Origin of the sequence: Actinobacillus succinogenes 130Z (genome assembly GCF_000017245.1) — a bacterium.
In the GTDB taxonomy this organism is placed as follows: domain Bacteria; phylum Pseudomonadota; class Gammaproteobacteria; order Enterobacterales; family Pasteurellaceae; genus Exercitatus; species Exercitatus succinogenes.
The window spans coordinates 1,441,731-1,455,961 of sequence record NC_009655.1; the positions used below are offsets into that span (position 1 = coordinate 1,441,731).

At 44.8% G+C, this 14,231-nt stretch carries 15 protein-coding genes; 7 read left to right on the top strand and 8 right to left on the bottom strand.

Annotated features, from left to right (window positions below; all coding sequences use genetic code 11):
- Positions 1-15 precede the first annotated feature (15 nt).
- Complete coding sequence (asnS, locus tag ASUC_RS06775) at positions 16-1,419, bottom strand: asparagine--tRNA ligase (protein WP_012073031.1); 1,404 nt, start codon at positions 1,417-1,419, stop codon at positions 16-18.
- A 246-nt stretch (positions 1,420-1,665) separates the two neighbouring features.
- Between asnS and folE the strand changes: the two genes are divergently transcribed.
- Positions 1,666-2,319, top strand: coding sequence for a GTP cyclohydrolase I FolE (gene folE / locus ASUC_RS06780; RefSeq protein ID WP_012073032.1), 654 nt, complete (start codon positions 1,666-1,668; stop codon positions 2,317-2,319).
- Between the two features lie 102 nt (positions 2,320-2,421).
- Here folE and ASUC_RS06785 read toward each other — a convergent pair whose 3' ends face one another.
- The 5 genes from ASUC_RS06785 to ASUC_RS06805 all read right to left on the bottom strand — a co-directional run bounded on the left by ASUC_RS06785 (position 2,422) and on the right by ASUC_RS06805 (position 6,656).
- Positions 2,422-2,913: a YbaK/prolyl-tRNA synthetase associated domain-containing protein gene (locus ASUC_RS06785; RefSeq protein ID WP_012073033.1), complete on the bottom strand. Its 492-nt coding sequence runs from the start codon at positions 2,911-2,913 to the stop codon at positions 2,422-2,424.
- A 9-nt stretch (positions 2,914-2,922) separates the two neighbouring features.
- Entirely contained in the window at positions 2,923-4,017 is a 1,095-nt protein-coding gene (locus ASUC_RS06790; protein WP_012073034.1) for a threonine synthase, read from the bottom strand.
- Positions 4,018-4,027: 10 nt separating this feature from the next.
- On the bottom strand, positions 4,028-4,390 hold the full coding sequence (locus ASUC_RS06795; protein WP_012073035.1) for a RidA family protein: 363 nt from the start codon (positions 4,388-4,390) through the stop codon (positions 4,028-4,030).
- The gene (locus ASUC_RS06800; protein ID WP_012073036.1) at positions 4,390-5,013 is read right to left on the bottom strand and encodes a helix-turn-helix transcriptional regulator; all 624 of its coding nucleotides are present in this window, start codon (positions 5,011-5,013) and stop codon (positions 4,390-4,392) included. The genes ASUC_RS06795 and ASUC_RS06800 overlap by 1 nt, the downstream gene beginning before the upstream one ends.
- 434 nt (positions 5,014-5,447) lie before the next feature.
- The gene (locus tag ASUC_RS06805; protein WP_012073037.1) at positions 5,448-6,656 is read right to left on the bottom strand and encodes an ATP-binding protein; all 1,209 of its coding nucleotides are present in this window, start codon (positions 6,654-6,656) and stop codon (positions 5,448-5,450) included.
- 388 nt (positions 6,657-7,044) lie between these two features.
- On the opposite strand from ASUC_RS06805, the gene ASUC_RS06810 reads away from it, so the two are divergent.
- Positions 7,045-7,404 carry a rhodanese-like domain-containing protein gene (locus ASUC_RS06810; protein WP_012073038.1) on the top strand — a complete coding sequence of 120 codons (360 nt, stop codon included), beginning with the start codon at positions 7,045-7,047 and terminating at the stop codon, positions 7,402-7,404.
- A gap of 85 nt (positions 7,405-7,489) precedes the next feature.
- Here the strand turns inward: ASUC_RS06810 and ASUC_RS06815 are convergent, their stop codons facing one another.
- Positions 7,490-8,203, bottom strand: a complete 714-nt coding sequence (locus ASUC_RS06815; RefSeq protein WP_012073039.1) for a B3/B4 domain-containing protein — start codon at positions 8,201-8,203, stop codon at positions 7,490-7,492.
- A 240-nt stretch (positions 8,204-8,443) separates the two neighbouring features.
- Positions 8,444-9,772: a CitMHS family transporter gene (locus ASUC_RS06820; RefSeq protein WP_012073040.1), complete on the bottom strand. Its 1,329-nt coding sequence runs from the start codon at positions 9,770-9,772 to the stop codon at positions 8,444-8,446.
- 578 nt (positions 9,773-10,350) lie between these two features.
- On the opposite strand from ASUC_RS06820, the gene ASUC_RS06825 reads away from it, so the two are divergent.
- The 5 genes from ASUC_RS06825 to ASUC_RS06840 all read left to right on the top strand — a co-directional run bounded on the left by ASUC_RS06825 (position 10,351) and on the right by ASUC_RS06840 (position 14,103).
- Positions 10,351-11,100, top strand: coding sequence for an SDR family oxidoreductase (locus ASUC_RS06825; RefSeq protein ID WP_012073041.1), 750 nt, complete (start codon positions 10,351-10,353; stop codon positions 11,098-11,100).
- Between the two features lie 113 nt (positions 11,101-11,213).
- On the top strand, positions 11,214-11,801 hold the full coding sequence (locus ASUC_RS06830) for an NAD(P)H-dependent oxidoreductase (protein ID WP_012073042.1): 588 nt from the start codon (positions 11,214-11,216) through the stop codon (positions 11,799-11,801).
- A 53-nt stretch (positions 11,802-11,854) separates the two neighbouring features.
- A complete protein-coding gene (locus ASUC_RS06835; RefSeq protein WP_012073043.1) occupies positions 11,855-12,802 on the top strand; it encodes an aldo/keto reductase in 948 nt (315 codons plus the stop codon).
- Between the two features lie 97 nt (positions 12,803-12,899).
- Complete coding sequence (locus ASUC_RS11250) at positions 12,900-13,037, top strand: hypothetical protein (protein ID WP_012073044.1); 138 nt, start codon at positions 12,900-12,902, stop codon at positions 13,035-13,037.
- Position 13,038: 1 nt separating this feature from the next.
- Complete coding sequence (locus ASUC_RS06840; RefSeq protein ID WP_012073045.1) at positions 13,039-14,103, top strand: carboxymuconolactone decarboxylase family protein; 1,065 nt, start codon at positions 13,039-13,041, stop codon at positions 14,101-14,103.
- Positions 14,104-14,231 lie beyond the last annotated feature (128 nt).

Consider the following 14,231-nt stretch of genomic DNA (forward strand, 5'->3'; position numbering starts at 1 on the left):
TTATGGGTTATGGACTTAGAAATTTGCGTTACGCGGTGAACGAGGGAATGGGATTACGTCTCGGATATTTTGTACGCCGGTGACATAAACGATTAGGCGTTCAAATCCCAAACCGAAACCTGAGTGCGGTACGGTACCATACTTGCGTAAATCACGATACCACCAGTAGTCTTCAGGTTTTAAGCCCATTTCTACCATACGTTTGTCTAATACGTCTAACCGTTCTTCACGTTGCGAACCGCCGATGATTTCTCCGATTCCCGGGGCTAAAACATCCATTGCCGCTACAGTTTTACCGTCATCGTTCAGACGCATATAGAACGCTTTAATGCCTTTAGGATAGTTTTTCACCACAACCGGTGATTTGAAGTGTTCTTCCGCTAAATAACGTTCGTGCTCGGAAGATAAATCGATTCCCCATGAAACCGGGAATTCAAATTTTTTACCGGATTTTACGAGTACATCAATAGCGTCCGTATAGTCGATTTGTGCAAACGGTGAATTAACGAAGTGCTCCAAACGGGTGATGACATCTTTGTCCACGTGTTTGCTGAAAAATTCCAAATCGTCGCGACGTTCTGTTAAAACCGCATTAAATACATATTTTAGCATGTCTTCCGCTAGCTTTGCGTTATCTGCTAACGTAGCGAAAGCGATTTCCGGTTCCACCATCCAGAATTCTGCAAGGTGACGGGTTGTGTTTGAGTTTTCCGCACGGAATGTCGGTCCGAAAGTATAGATTTTGCTTAATGCGCAGGCGTAAGTTTCACCGTTTAACTGACCGGATACGGTTAAAAACGCTTCTTTGCCGAAGAAGTCTTGGTTAAAATCTACCGTTCCCGCCTGCGTACGCGGTAAATTTTCCAAGTCTAATGTGGAAACACGGAACATTTCGCCCGCACCTTCCGTGTCCGACGCCGTAATAAGCGGTGTTGCCACCCAGTAAAAGCCTTGTTCGTGGAAGAAACGGTGAATAGCTTGAGCCAAGCAGTGGCGAACGCGGGCGACGGCACCGATAATATTGGTACGCGGACGCAAATGCGCCACTTCGCGCAAGTATTCGATAGAGTGGCGTTTTGCCGCCATCGGATAGGTATCCGGATCTTCCACCCAACCGACGACTTCAACGGTTTCCGTCTGTAATTCTACCGCCTGGCCTTGCGCCGGAGACTCGACAACCGTACCGGTTACGATCACGGAACAGCCGGCGGTTAAACGCAAGACTTCGCTTTCATAATTTACAATGTCGTTATTGATAATAGCTTGGATTGGGTTAAAGCATGAACCGTCGTAAACGGTAAGAAATGAAAGACCGGCTTTTGAATCGCGACGGGTGCGTACCCAACCGCGAACGGTTACTTTTTCACCCACGGCAATCTCGCCTTGGAGTACATCAGCAATTGATGCAATTTTTGTCATTTTTATCTCCGAAAAATTGAGTCGATATTAGATTTGAAAATGTGTGGTAGTTTACCTTAAATTAGCCGAATTACCAAAAACTAATACGATTTTCTTCATAATGACAAATACGGTTGTCTCTATCTTTTCGCTATTACAAATTATTAAAAAAATCTTGTCTTTTCCGACCGCACTTGGTTCTTCTCGGTTTTTTCTTCAGTGAGATTTTGCTAGAATACGCCAATTATTTTTACCCGAGATTTAAAAATGACAATTTCAGCAGAAGCAAAAAAAGTCCGGAACGCCTTAATCGAAAAAGGTATAGAAACCCCAATGGTGGAATTTCAACAGAATAAAAACGAACGTCGCACGGCAATCCAGCAAAAAATGCGCGAAGTCATGGAACTGATTGGCTTGGATTTGCGGGATGACAGTCTGGAAGAAACGCCCGTGCGTTTAGCCAAAATGTATGTAGATGAAATTTTCAGCGGTTTGGATTATGCCAATTTTCCTAAAATCACCAATATCGAAAACCGCATGAAAGTCAGTGAAATGGTGTTAGTGAACGATGTGACTTTAACCAGCACCTGTGAGCACCATTTTGTGACAATCGACGGCTTGGTTTCCGTGGCTTATTATCCGAAAAAATGGGTAATCGGGTTATCGAAAATCAACCGCGTAGTGCAATTTTTCGCTCAACGTCCGCAAGTGCAGGAACGTCTGACAGAACAAGTATTATTGGCATTTCAAACTATATTGGAAACCGATGATGTGGCGGTTTACATGAAAGCCACCCATTTTTGTGTCAAATGTCGCGGCATTAAAGACAGTAATAGTTACACTGTCACATCCGCTTTCGGTGGTGTTTTTCTGGAGGACAGAGAAACCCGAAAAGAATTTCTTTCTTTGGTGAATAAATAGTTTAGCTATTTTACAGATCAACCAGCTTGCAAAGTGCGGTCAAAAACGTAAGGATTTTCGACCGCACTTTTTGACGTGAGTTGTCGGAAACTCTCGCTAAAGTTATTCATCCGGTTTTGCGAATCGAACCCATTCCGGCGCGGTAATCCTTGCATAATCCTGCGTATTCAAAATCAACGAGCGTTCTAATGTACCCGCATTAAACGCCAGTTCGTCGTAGCGTTCGAGCAGGCTCGGGTCAGCAATGAGTCTGAGATCCGGATGGAAACTGAAGGGCGGGATGGCGCCGAATACGCAGTCGGTCAGCTCACTCACTTCTTTCGGGCTGGCCAGCGAGGCTTTGGCGCCGCCTAAGTATTCGGCGATTTTAGTTAACTCCGCCTGTTTATCGGCGGGCAGAACGGCGAGCACCGCCTGTTTGACGCCGTTGCCTTTGATTTTACACACAAGGGCTTTGGCACCTTGCCCGAGTTCCGTGCCGCGGAGTTTCGCCACCTCTTTCGATTTACCGGCGCTGGAATGTTCCACCACCCGATAACGGGCGTGTTGTCGGTCTAAAAGTGCGGTCAGTTTTTCGAATGTTTTTTCCGACATGGATTCTCCTTAGTGATCCGATTTCAGCCCGGCGCCGCACATGGTGATCAGGCAGTCTTCCGCCGTGCCGTAAAGTTCGCAGTAGCGGAGATAGGCGGCATAATTTGCGGCGGTGGTGTGTTCGCAGTACACGCCTTTTTTCGCCAAAATATCACGGGCGGCGAGGATTTTATCTTCCGGCGCATGCACGAAGCGGACGGGGTATTTTTCCGCATAGGTTAAAATTTCCGCGGCTCGCATCGGTTGTCCGATGGCGATGCCTTCGGCGATGGTCGGTTTGACCTCGACGTTTTCTGCAAATTTTTGTCCTTTTTCGACCGCTTGTAACAGCGGGTCGCAATGCTCGCTTTGCAGGGCGATGATAGTCGGCATTTCGTTTATCGCGCCGCTTGCCAATAAGTGTTCCAAGCCTTTAATCACACCGATAAACAGGGTGCCGTTGCCCACCGGTACCACGATGTGCTTCGGAATGCGTCCGAGCTGTTCGAAGGTTTCGTAAATATAAGTTTTGGTGCCTTCGTAGAAGAACGGGTTGTAAACGTGGTTCGCATAGTAAATGCCTTCATTTTCCACCTTGGCTCGGCACACGTCGGCGCAGTGGTCGCGGCTGCCGGCAATCACATTGGCTTTGGCGCCGTGGGCTTCAATCATATTGATTTTCTTCGGCGAAGTGCCTTCCGGCACGAAAATTTCACATTGAATACCCGCTTTAGCACAATATGCCGCCACGCTGTTGCCCGCATTGCCGCTGCTGTCCTGCACCACCGAATCCACGCCGATGGCTTTGCAATGGCTGATCAGCACCGCCGCGCCGCGATCTTTAAAAGAAAGGGTCGGCATAAAATAATCCATTTTTAACAAGACGTTATCATCAAACCGCACAATCGGGGTCATCCCTTCGCCAAGGGAAATGCCACGCCAAGATTCGTCTTGCAAGGCAATAAATTTACGATAACGGAACAGGCTCCATTCATGGCGGTCGATGTCGTTAAGATCGAATTTCGGCGGGTGATAATCCAGCGTCCACAAGCCGCCGCATTGGCATTTGGCCTGGCGGGTGGAAACCGGTGCGGTTTGATGGCATTGGTTGCAGATAAATTTCATCGTTGTTCTCCTAAGCGAATTCGGCGGTGGCTTCAATTTCAATAAGGGCGTTGTAATGTAAATTACCGCACGGCACGATGGTGCGGGTGGGTTTGTGTGAACCAAAGAAATCCGCATACACTTGATTCACTGTGTCCCAATACGCCACATCGGGAATATAAACACGGCATTGCACCACGTCATTTTTGCTAAGCCCTGCAGCGGAAAGCACTTGGGCTAAATTGGCGAGTGCCTGTTTGGTTTGAGCGGCAACATCGCCGACAATTTTTCCTTCCGCATTAAAGGGAAGTTGCCCTGAAACATATAACATCCCATTGGATTTCACGGCAGGCGAATAATGCCCCTTGCTTTGGTCGGGTAGAATCATTTCCATCAACGTTTTCCTCTTACTTCGTCTAAATAACTATAAATGGTCACTTTATTGACCCCCAGTTTTTCGGCGGCTTTCTCAATGCTGCCTTTCATTAAAAACAACCCTTTTTGCTCCATAAAACGGACTTTCTCTATTTTTTCATCACGGGTCATCGCTTCCGCCGAGCGTCCGTTTAAAATTTTCTCCATCAGGTTTTCCACCATTTCGGAAAGCGGCAATTCCGCTGTTTGTTCCGCCTGTTTCGGCGGATTTAAATTGGGCAACAAAGCGTTTAAATAGGCAATTTGATCGGTAATCGGCGTGGTATCGATATTGATACACAACGCCCCGACTAATTGATGGTTTTGATCAAAAATTAATTGTGTAGAGGAGCGAATCAGTTTGCCTTTGGCTTCAAAATAGTAGTTGGCGACATAATCATTATTGAGCTTATCGGATAACATCACCTCCTTCACTAAGTGCTCAAAGTTCTGCCCAAGCTTGCGATGTGTCACCTCTCCGGCCACATATACCACAGAATGTTCAGGATCATTTAAATCGTGCAAAACCACCTCGCAACTTTTGCCAAAGGTTTCAACCAGCATATCCGCCATGGAAATATAAGGGGTAAGAATCGGGTTCATAGGGTCTCCGTATAAATTTTTATATATTTTATAGAGTTTATTCTATGTGAGCAATGGTTTTGTAGAAGTTTTTATATGTAGGTAGAGGTTTTTATGGGGAAAGGGAAAGTGCGGTGGGGATTTGGTAAGTTTTTGGGGAAATTTGACTGCTTGTGGGAATGAAAATGCCGTCTGAAAATTGAGTTTTTCAGACGGCATCTATTTAATTTTAATTGTTAAGGTGTTGTTTCAAGTAAATGCCCTGAACCTTTCAGTGTTTTTATAGGTTTGATGTCATTTGCTATAACGTAAAGCTTAGATAACTTCTTTGAGATGTGCCTTTGAAATTAAAAAATCAGTATTATCGTGGTTAAAATGTGGGGTGTACATTCTTATTTCATTACTAGACATATATAATCTCCTGCATTGGATACTTTAATTTTAAATAAAACCAATTATTTATTCAAAATACTCAAAAACCCCTTCAAACTCAAACATTCCACCCCTTCAAACGTATTGCCCTCAAATTCGTCCATCGTCACCACATATTTCGGGTAGTTGTCTTGAATTTTTAGCAGGTTGCCAAATTCTCGTTCCAGCGTTTTTTCTTCGTTAATCGTCAGTGTGGCTTGCACGTAAATGCGTTCGCCGTCTTTTTCGGCGATGAAGTCGATTTCTTGTGTGCCAAGTCCGCCGATTTTGACATCGTAACCTGCGATTTGCAGGTGGTTGAAAATGGTGTTTTCGAGCAACTTGCCACGGTCTTGCACTTGATAACCGATTAAGGCGTTGCGTAAGCCTAAATCTTCAAAATAGTATTTCTCGCCGATTTCAAAAAGGCGTTTGCCTTCAATGTCATAGCGTGGCACTTTGTGGATTAAAAAGGCGTTGGCAAGGTATTCGGCGTAGTTTTGTACTTGCACGGTATTGGCATTGATTTTTTGCGATTTGAGAAAATCGCTGATTTTTTTCGCCGAAAACAGGTTGCCGATGTTGCTGGCGAAAAATTGCGTGAGCTGTTCTAAAAACTGCACATTACGCAAGGCATAGCGGTTCACGATATCACGTATGGCAATGGTGGAATAGATGTTGCGCAAATACTCAAATACGATATTGTCTTGTAACGGCAAATCTTTCAAATAAGGCAAACCGCCGTATTTCAGGAACTGCGACATCGCTTTATCGCCGTCTTCCAGTCGCATAAATTCCAAAAATTCAAAGTAAGAAAGCGAATGCACGTTGATTTCAATCGCTCGACCGCTCAGACTGCCTGCAATATCCCGTGAAAGCAAATGGGCATTGCTGCCGGTGCAATATAAATCCAGATCGTCATCTAACAGTAATGAACGAAGTGCGGTGTCAAATTCGCTAATTTCTTGAATTTCATCAATAAAAACATAATTTTTTTGACCGCTCTTTTTCTCGCCAAGCACAAATTCCGCCAAATCCTGTGCGGTTTTGAGATGCGAAAAAGCCAAATCTTCCTTGTTGATATAAATGATATTGGCTTGGCTGTCGCCGGCTTGAATTTCCTGCATAATCTGAAACAGCAAATAGCTTTTGCCCACACGGCGCTGCCCTGTGAACACTTTAATCAGCGATTTGCCGATAAACGGGCGTACCCGCTCCAAGTAGCGTTTGCGGTAGATGAGATCTTTTTTCATAACCTACTCCTTCAAATTTATATTTTAAACCTTATATAAATTTAGAAAAAGTTTCAAGTATACTTCAAACTTTTTGATATTATTTGGTAAGTTTTAAGTATAAACTTAATCAACAAGCGGTCTTTTTTGTAAAAAATTTGCAAAATCCGACCGCTTGCATAAACAAAAGATTGCCTGAAAAGCTAGTTTCAGGCGGCATTCCATGGCATTTCACTTAGTGTAAATTCATCTCCGGATGAGTTTTATCCATAAAGCTTGTTTTGATATGGAATCTTTTTTGATTTCAAGACAGCGAAATGGATAAGCCGCCGGGTTTTATGATGATTTTGCATGACGAATAAAATTTAATGTGTAGAATAAGCACACAAACAGTATTATTGGAATCACTATGAAAAAACTGACTTTGACATTATTAGCGGCGCTGGTGTGGGCTTCGCCGATGATTTCCGTCGCGGCGGAAACCGAACGGGCGGTAGAACGGAGCGAACAGGCGCGGGCAATTTGGATTGACGTGCGTACGCCCGAAGAATTCGCCGAAGGGCATATCGAAGGGGCGGTAAATCTGCCGTTCGATCAGATCGGAGCGCGTATTCACGAGGTGACGGCGGATAAAAACGCGCCGATTCATTTATACTGCCGTTCAGGACGCCGTTCGGGGCTGGCGCTGGAAACCCTGAAAGCGCAGGGTTATACCAACTTGGTTAATCGGGGCGGTTATCGGGATTTGTTGGTCCAAAATATTCGATAAATTTAAATCAAAATATTGGTAACTCAAAAGCGTTGGCTGTTTGCCAACGCTCTATTTTTACGGTTGAAAATTGTTCGTCAAGTTTTCATTCATCTAAGCTTAAATCCATCTCCGGATTGGCTTTATCCACAAAACCGGTTTTCACTTTGCCAGCCCCCAGTTTTTCCAACATTTCTGCCAGTGCGGAAGCGGCTTGTCGCACGCTGTCGTCGTTTACGCCGATAAAGCCGTCGATAGGGAAAAACACATAGTGCGTATCGGCGCCGATTTTGCCGACTTCGCTTTGACGCCATGTCCAGCGGCGGGTTCGTACCTGATTATCCACCGCATAAACTACTTCTCCTGTCGGTACGTTTTCGCTTTCCGTTGCGCCGAAAGGAATAAAGCGGTCGCTGTCTTTGGCAGGGCGCATTTCAATATCCTGTGGCGAAATGCCTAAATCGTGCGTACCCATCGGCAGGGTATAGGTAAGGGAAACGGCATTGTTTAAATCCACCAGCGGGTTAATATGCGGCAGCCCCTTGCCTTTGGCGATGCGGGTGAACAGCGCTTCCGCCGAACACTGAAATTTATTGGGGTTAATGTCGAGAGCCTGAAAGGCGTTGCGGTAGGGGGTAATCAGCGGGCTTTCTTTCACTTTAACGTCGGCGAACCGCTGTTCGGCGGCGGCCACGGCTTGTTCCAGTAAGGCGTCGATTTCGGGGTAATGTTTGCGGTTGTCAAACCCTTTCACCACCACGACCCCGGCGCAAAAGTGCGGGAGTTTTTCAAAGATTTCTGCGGCAATTTTAAATTTCATGCTGTCTCCTCGTTGTTTTTCTTGCCTACAGCATAACGTAAACTGTCGGGAATTTCGATTCCTTTTCTTGTCGTTCCGGCAGAATATAAAAAATAAAGACAAAATTGACCGCACTTTTATTACTATGAACGCTTAGCGTAAGCGAAAAAGTGCGGTCGTTTTTTTAACAGTTTTTTAGGGGGCGTTCAAAAAATAAAACCCCACAAATTTTGTGAGGTTTTTTATCATGGAATATTGCTGTTACAGCGCAAATAATCCTAACGCTGCGCCGCAGGCTAACGAAATGAGTGATAACACCCAAAGACGCGGGGCACAGAATTTCAGCATATCCTTGATTTCAACACCGGCCAAACCACAGGCTAAGAATGTGGTTGCCGCATGCGGTGTTACCAACACACCGTAGTTTTTGGATATCAACATCGCCATCGCCATATCCTGACCGCTTACGCCGAATTGTTCACCGACCCCGATAGCCAACGGCATTAAGCCGAAGAAGTAAGAGTCCGTACCTAACAGCATACCGATTGGTAAACCTAAGATACCGAATACGTCTTGTAAGTGGCCGCCGATAGCGTTCGGTATAACGCTGATTAAGAGCATTGCCATATTTTCCATCATTTTAGTGCCGCTTAATACACCGAGGAAAATACCGGAAGCTAATAAAATCATCGGCATGGTCAATGCGGTATCCGCATGGACTTTAATCGCTTTCGCTTGCGCTTTGGAGCCCGGGAAATTAACGATCAACGCTACCGCCAAACCGAACATGAACGCGCCGTACAGAGGGATTTTAGTAAAGCAGAGTAAACCGATAACGACAAGGGTTAATAAAGCATTAAACCAAAGTAGTTTCGGACGTTTCATCGCTTCTAAATCCGCTTTTGATGTACCGCTGTCGGTCGGCACCAGTGTTTCGTCCAGTTCCGCCGCTTTTCCTGTCGGGTTGATGCCCGCGCCGCGACGTTTTTCGATTAACCCCATATAACCGGCAAAAATAACCAAAATAATCAAACCGACAATTTGTAACGGAATTAATTCTTTCCATAATTCGTTTACATCGGCACTTAATACCACACCGGTACGGGCAACCGGACCGCCCCATGGCACCAGGTTCATAATACTCATCGAGGCCCCGATAATACATAGCAGTACCACCGGCCGTATATGCAGTTTTTTATAAACCGGTAACATAGCGGGAATGGTAATCAACAAGGTGGAAGCTAACGCGCCGTCCAAATGGGCGACAACGGAAATTAACGAGGTTGCAATAGTAACCAACATAATGTTGTTACCGGCTTTTTTCGCTAACCAGTTTACCATCGGATCAAATAAACCGACGTCGCCCATTAAAGAGAAGTAAACGATGGAGAAAATGAACAGTACCGCAGTAGACCAGGTTTTTGATACGCCGTCTTTGATAAAACCGAAAATTTCTACCGGCGTGAAACCGCAAATCAATGCGGCGATAATCGGTACAATAACAAATATCGGCACCGGATGGGTTTTTGATTGAATCAATGCCCAAACAATGACCACAATCATTAACATACCAACAACACCTAAAAACATATGATGGATACTCCTTAAATATTTAGGTTAGTTAAACTTATTAAAAGTCACAGCAATATGACAAAATGGTTAAGTATTCAACACTCGAATACCCTTTATTAAGTATTTGGTGCTTGAACCGTGTCATCATAGGATATTTATTAGGTAACGTCCAATACGCTAAACTGAAATTGTGATATAGATCATAAAAATTATAGATAACACTAGTTATTTAGATGAATTAATGACCAATTATATGGTTTTGTACAGGCAAATGAGCGAAAAGACAAAAAATCGTTAAAATAAGTGCGGTCAATAATTTATGTAAAATTCAAAACGATTATTACCTTAAATTTTAGCGCTATGTAGCAGGTGTTGTAATCGCTATCGTGCTTTACTCGAATTATCGACTTTTATATTCGCCGAAAACCGATAATTTACCCGTTTTCCCCCTATCATTATTCCCAAAGATTATTCGCTTTTCCCAAACAGTGAATTCGGAATTTCTTAATTTTTATTACTCAACTTCAGGCGTATGATAAATCTATCAAACAGTCGAATTCGACCAGAACCCATTATTAATTGAAGGAGAAAGGATTATGAACAACATCGTAAACAAAATCGTGATTATTACCGGCGCTTCGTCAGGTATCGGCGAAGCTACGGCTTATAAATTAGCGGAGCAGGGCGCAAAATTAGTGCTGGGCGCCCGTCGCGAAGATAAACTTAAAGCTATTGTGAACAACATCAAAGGCAAGGGCGGGGAAGCGGTATACCGTGTGACGGACGTAGTGAAACCCGAGGATAACGGCGCATTGGTAGACTTGGCTAAACGTGAGTTCGGTAGGGTGGATGCGATTTTCTTAAACGCAGGGTTAATGCCTAATTCTCCGCTTTCCGCACTTGAAACAGACAACTGGAATCAAATGGTGGATGTGAATATCAAAGGCGTGTTAAACGGTATTGCAGCGGTGTTGCCGACCTTTGAAGCGCAAAAATCAGGGCATGTATTGGCGACATCTTCCGTAGCGGGTTTAAAAGTATATCCGGGCGGTTCGGTTTATTGCGGGACAAAATGGGCAGTGAAAGCCATTATGGAAGGTCTGCGTATGGAATCGGCTCAGGCAGGTACCAACATTCGCACCGCAACCATTTATCCGGCGGCGGTTCAATCAGAATTAGTGGCAGGTATTACCGACAAAAACACGTCGCAAGGCTATCGTCAGCTTTACGATACTTACGAAATTCCCGCCGAACGCGTGGCGAGTGTAGTGGCGTTTGCGCTGAATCAGCCGGACGATACTAACGTGAGCGAATTTACCATCGGTCCGACTACGCAACCTTGGTAAAAATCAGTCTTTGGCAAAGGTGGCGATCTGAAAAACGATGAAAAATCCGACCGCACTTTTGCCTGGTATTTACGCTAAATGACTTGAATTTCCACAACTATCGGAAGAAAAAAATGAATCGTCGAGAATTATTAAAAGCCGGCGTAGCATTAGCCGTAGCGACAACTATTCCAATGTCAGCGACAGCAAAAACGCCAAGCAAGAAAACCTTGGTAATTGTGTCGCACCCATACCCTGATCGCTCAATTTTTATTAAAGGCTTGCAACAAGCGGCGGAGAGCGTGCAAGGCATCACCGTGCGTAATTTGGAAAGCATTTACGGTTTCGACAGTCGAGCCATTAACGCCGATGAAGAATACCGTTTAATGCAGGCGCACGAACGTGTCGTATTTATCTTTCCAACCCACTGGTTCAATATTACGCCAATGCTGAAAACTTATCTAAACGATGTTTGGGACAGTGTTGGTCCTGATTTATGGAAGGGCAAAGAAATGCTGGTGGTATCTACAGCGGCGGGCGGTAGTTCGACCTACGGTAAAAACGGACGTGTAGGCGTAGAACTTGCCGATGTATTTCTACCGATGAAAGCCACCGCTTTGCATTGCGGAATGACTTATCTGCAGCCATTAGTGTTCCAAGGCGTGAGCCGTAGCGAATTGCCGAATTATCAGAAACAGTTAATTGAACGACTTACTCAATAATTTATAAGGTCGGCAAATAATAACCGTTCCTCTGTTTAAAGAAGGAGAATATCATGTTATCCCGACGTCAAACCCTTAAAACTTTAGCCGGCGCACTGGCTTTAATCTTGTTGCCGAATGCTGTGATTAAAGCGGCGGATTCGGCGGGTCAAATCTTCCATCCCTTTGATTTTAAAAAACGTACTGTGAAACTGAACAACGGTATCGAAATGCCGATTATCGGTATCGGGGTGTGGACATTAACGCCGGAGCAGACGGAAAAATCCGTCGGTGAAGCATTAAAAGCAGGCTATCGACTGATCGATACGGCACGTATGTATCGCAACGAACAAGCGGTAGGACGTGCGGTGCGTGATTCAGGCATTCCCCGCGAAGAGATTTTTATTACGACTAAAATCTACGGTAGCGGCGATTATGCTAATGCCGAAGCGGCAATCAACGAACGTTTGCGTTTACTTGATACGGACTACATTGATTTGTTGCTGTTGCACTATCCCGACCAAAATGACACAAAGGCTTGGAAAGTCATGGAACAATTCGTTAAAGCGGGCAAAATACGTGCTATCGGTTTATCCAATTATCACCGCAAAACCTTTAACCGTATTATGCAAGCGGCAACCATTACGCCTGCCGTGGTACAGAATGAAGTGCATATCTATAATCAGGACAAACAGACTAAAGCGTTTCTGAGAAATTACGGAACCCAAATGGAAGCTTGGTATCCGTTAGGAGGACGCAATAGTTACGGTAACGGTGGCAAAGATGTCCTGTTTGCCGATCCGACAATCGTTTCACTGGCGAAAAAATATGCAAAAAGCCCGGCGCAAGTCTTACTGCGCTGGCAACTGCAAGCAGGCAATATTGCCATTCCCGGTTCAAGTAATCCCGCCCATATTCGTGAAAATATCGATATTTTCGATTTTGCGTTAAGTGATGACGAAATGGCGACGCTTAGCCGCTTGGATAAGAAAAGCAAGTTTTCCGTTTTCGGCGGTGAATAACCCATTCAGAACAGATTCTGAATAAATGCTGCCGGGGGGATTAAAAACAGTGAAGAAAACGACCGCACTTTAAAACCGAATAAGACAGGAGTAGACCATGCAAAACAGCAACATATTAAAACAAATCAATGAAGCGGATGATCTGAAAATAGCCCCGTTCCATCCGTATATGCATCATATGACAGGCAACTCAAGCCGTATGGCGACAGTGGAAATTATTCTGGAAGGCGCCTAAAATGAAACTCGCAAAAACCTTTCTTTTTCTAACCGCGCTTTTCCTGCCAACGGCAATTCTTGCCGCTGACATTCAGCCTGCCATTGAAAACACACAAGGAGTAAAATACATGACACTTTCCGCTCGTCAATTCAGTTTGGCACAAATCGGCGCACTTACCGCCAACGGCGATACTGAAAATTTAAAAATTGCCGTTAATACGGCGTTAAATAACGGTTTAACCATCAACGAAATTCAAGATGCGATGGTACAACTTTATGCCTATACCGGCTTTCCGCGTAGCTTGAATGCCCTGGGCGTATTGTCACAAGCAGTAAAAGAACGGCAGGATAAAGGTGAGAAAACCGAGTGGGGCAAAACTGCAACGTCACTGCCGGCAAACACGGATATGTTAGCTTTAGGCAGTAAAACACAAACTGAATTAACAGGGCAAAAGGTCGATCTTTCCGCTCTTTCGCCGGATATTGACCGTTACCTGAAAACCCATTTGTTCGGCGATATTTTTGCCAGCGATTTGTTGAATTGGCAAGAACGGGAATTGATTACCGTTGCTGCTTTAAGCCATATGCAAGGTACACAGAGCCAATTGGAAGCGCATGAAACTATCAGCAAGAAAAACGGCATAACCGATACGCAAATCCAAGCGGTGAAGTCCGTTGCCTTGCCTGCTCTCAGCCAGTTTCCGATTGGAGCAAAAAATGATGCCTATGCCCAATATTTTGTCGGACAAAGTTATCTTGCGCCCATTTCTACTGAGCAGGTGAAAATCTTTAATGTTACTTTTGAACCTGCCTGCCGTAACAACTGGCACACCCACCGTGCCACCAAAGGCGGCGGACAAATGCTGATTGTGACCGCAGGACGGGGCTATTATCAGGAATGGGGTAAACCGGCGCAAGCACTCAATCCCGGCGATGTCGTGCATATTCCCGCCAACGTTAAACACTGGCACGGCGCGGCAAGAGATTCATGGTTCCAACATTTAGCCGTTGAACTTGACGGTGAAAACACCAGTAACGAATGGCATGAACCCGTATCGGAGGCGGATTATGAAAAATTAAAATAGCTAAAGTGCGGTGGGATTTTGTAACGCTTTTACAGCATTCCACCGCTTGCCTTTCGACAAAACTCGTCTTATCCTAACCGCACTTTTATTTTCTCGAATCTCATTATGACAATCAGTACATCGACAAT

Bases quoted from the DNA above. Each gene is read 5' to 3' on its own strand.
- asnS (WP_012073031.1), bottom strand. From the start codon at position 1,419: ATGACAAAAATTGCATCAATTGCTGATGTACTCCAAGGCGAGATTGCC.
- ASUC_RS06810 (WP_012073038.1), top strand. From the start codon at position 7,045: ATGAAAAAACTGACTTTGACATTATTAGCGGCGCTGGTGTGGGCTTCG.
- ASUC_RS06800 (WP_012073036.1), bottom strand. From the start codon at position 5,013: ATGAACCCGATTCTTACCCCTTATATTTCCATGGCGGATATGCTGGTT.
- ASUC_RS06795 (WP_012073035.1), bottom strand. From the start codon at position 4,390: ATGGAAATGATTCTACCCGACCAAAGCAAGGGGCATTATTCGCCTGCC.
- ASUC_RS06840 (WP_012073045.1), top strand. From the start codon at position 13,039: ATGAAACTCGCAAAAACCTTTCTTTTTCTAACCGCGCTTTTCCTGCCA.
- ASUC_RS06825 (WP_012073041.1), top strand. From the start codon at position 10,351: ATGAACAACATCGTAAACAAAATCGTGATTATTACCGGCGCTTCGTCA.
- ASUC_RS06830 (WP_012073042.1), top strand. From the start codon at position 11,214: ATGAATCGTCGAGAATTATTAAAAGCCGGCGTAGCATTAGCCGTAGCG.
- ASUC_RS06790 (WP_012073034.1), bottom strand. From the start codon at position 4,017: ATGAAATTTATCTGCAACCAATGCCATCAAACCGCACCGGTTTCCACC.
- ASUC_RS11250 (WP_012073044.1), top strand. From the start codon at position 12,900: ATGCAAAACAGCAACATATTAAAACAAATCAATGAAGCGGATGATCTG.
- ASUC_RS06785 (WP_012073033.1), bottom strand. From the start codon at position 2,913: ATGTCGGAAAAAACATTCGAAAAACTGACCGCACTTTTAGACCGACAA.
- ASUC_RS06815 (WP_012073039.1), bottom strand. From the start codon at position 8,203: ATGAAATTTAAAATTGCCGCAGAAATCTTTGAAAAACTCCCGCACTTT.
- ASUC_RS06820 (WP_012073040.1), bottom strand. From the start codon at position 9,772: ATGTTTTTAGGTGTTGTTGGTATGTTAATGATTGTGGTCATTGTTTGG.
- folE (WP_012073032.1), top strand. From the start codon at position 1,666: ATGACAATTTCAGCAGAAGCAAAAAAAGTCCGGAACGCCTTAATCGAA.
- ASUC_RS06805 (WP_012073037.1), bottom strand. From the start codon at position 6,656: ATGAAAAAAGATCTCATCTACCGCAAACGCTACTTGGAGCGGGTACGC.
- ASUC_RS06835 (WP_012073043.1), top strand. From the start codon at position 11,855: ATGTTATCCCGACGTCAAACCCTTAAAACTTTAGCCGGCGCACTGGCT.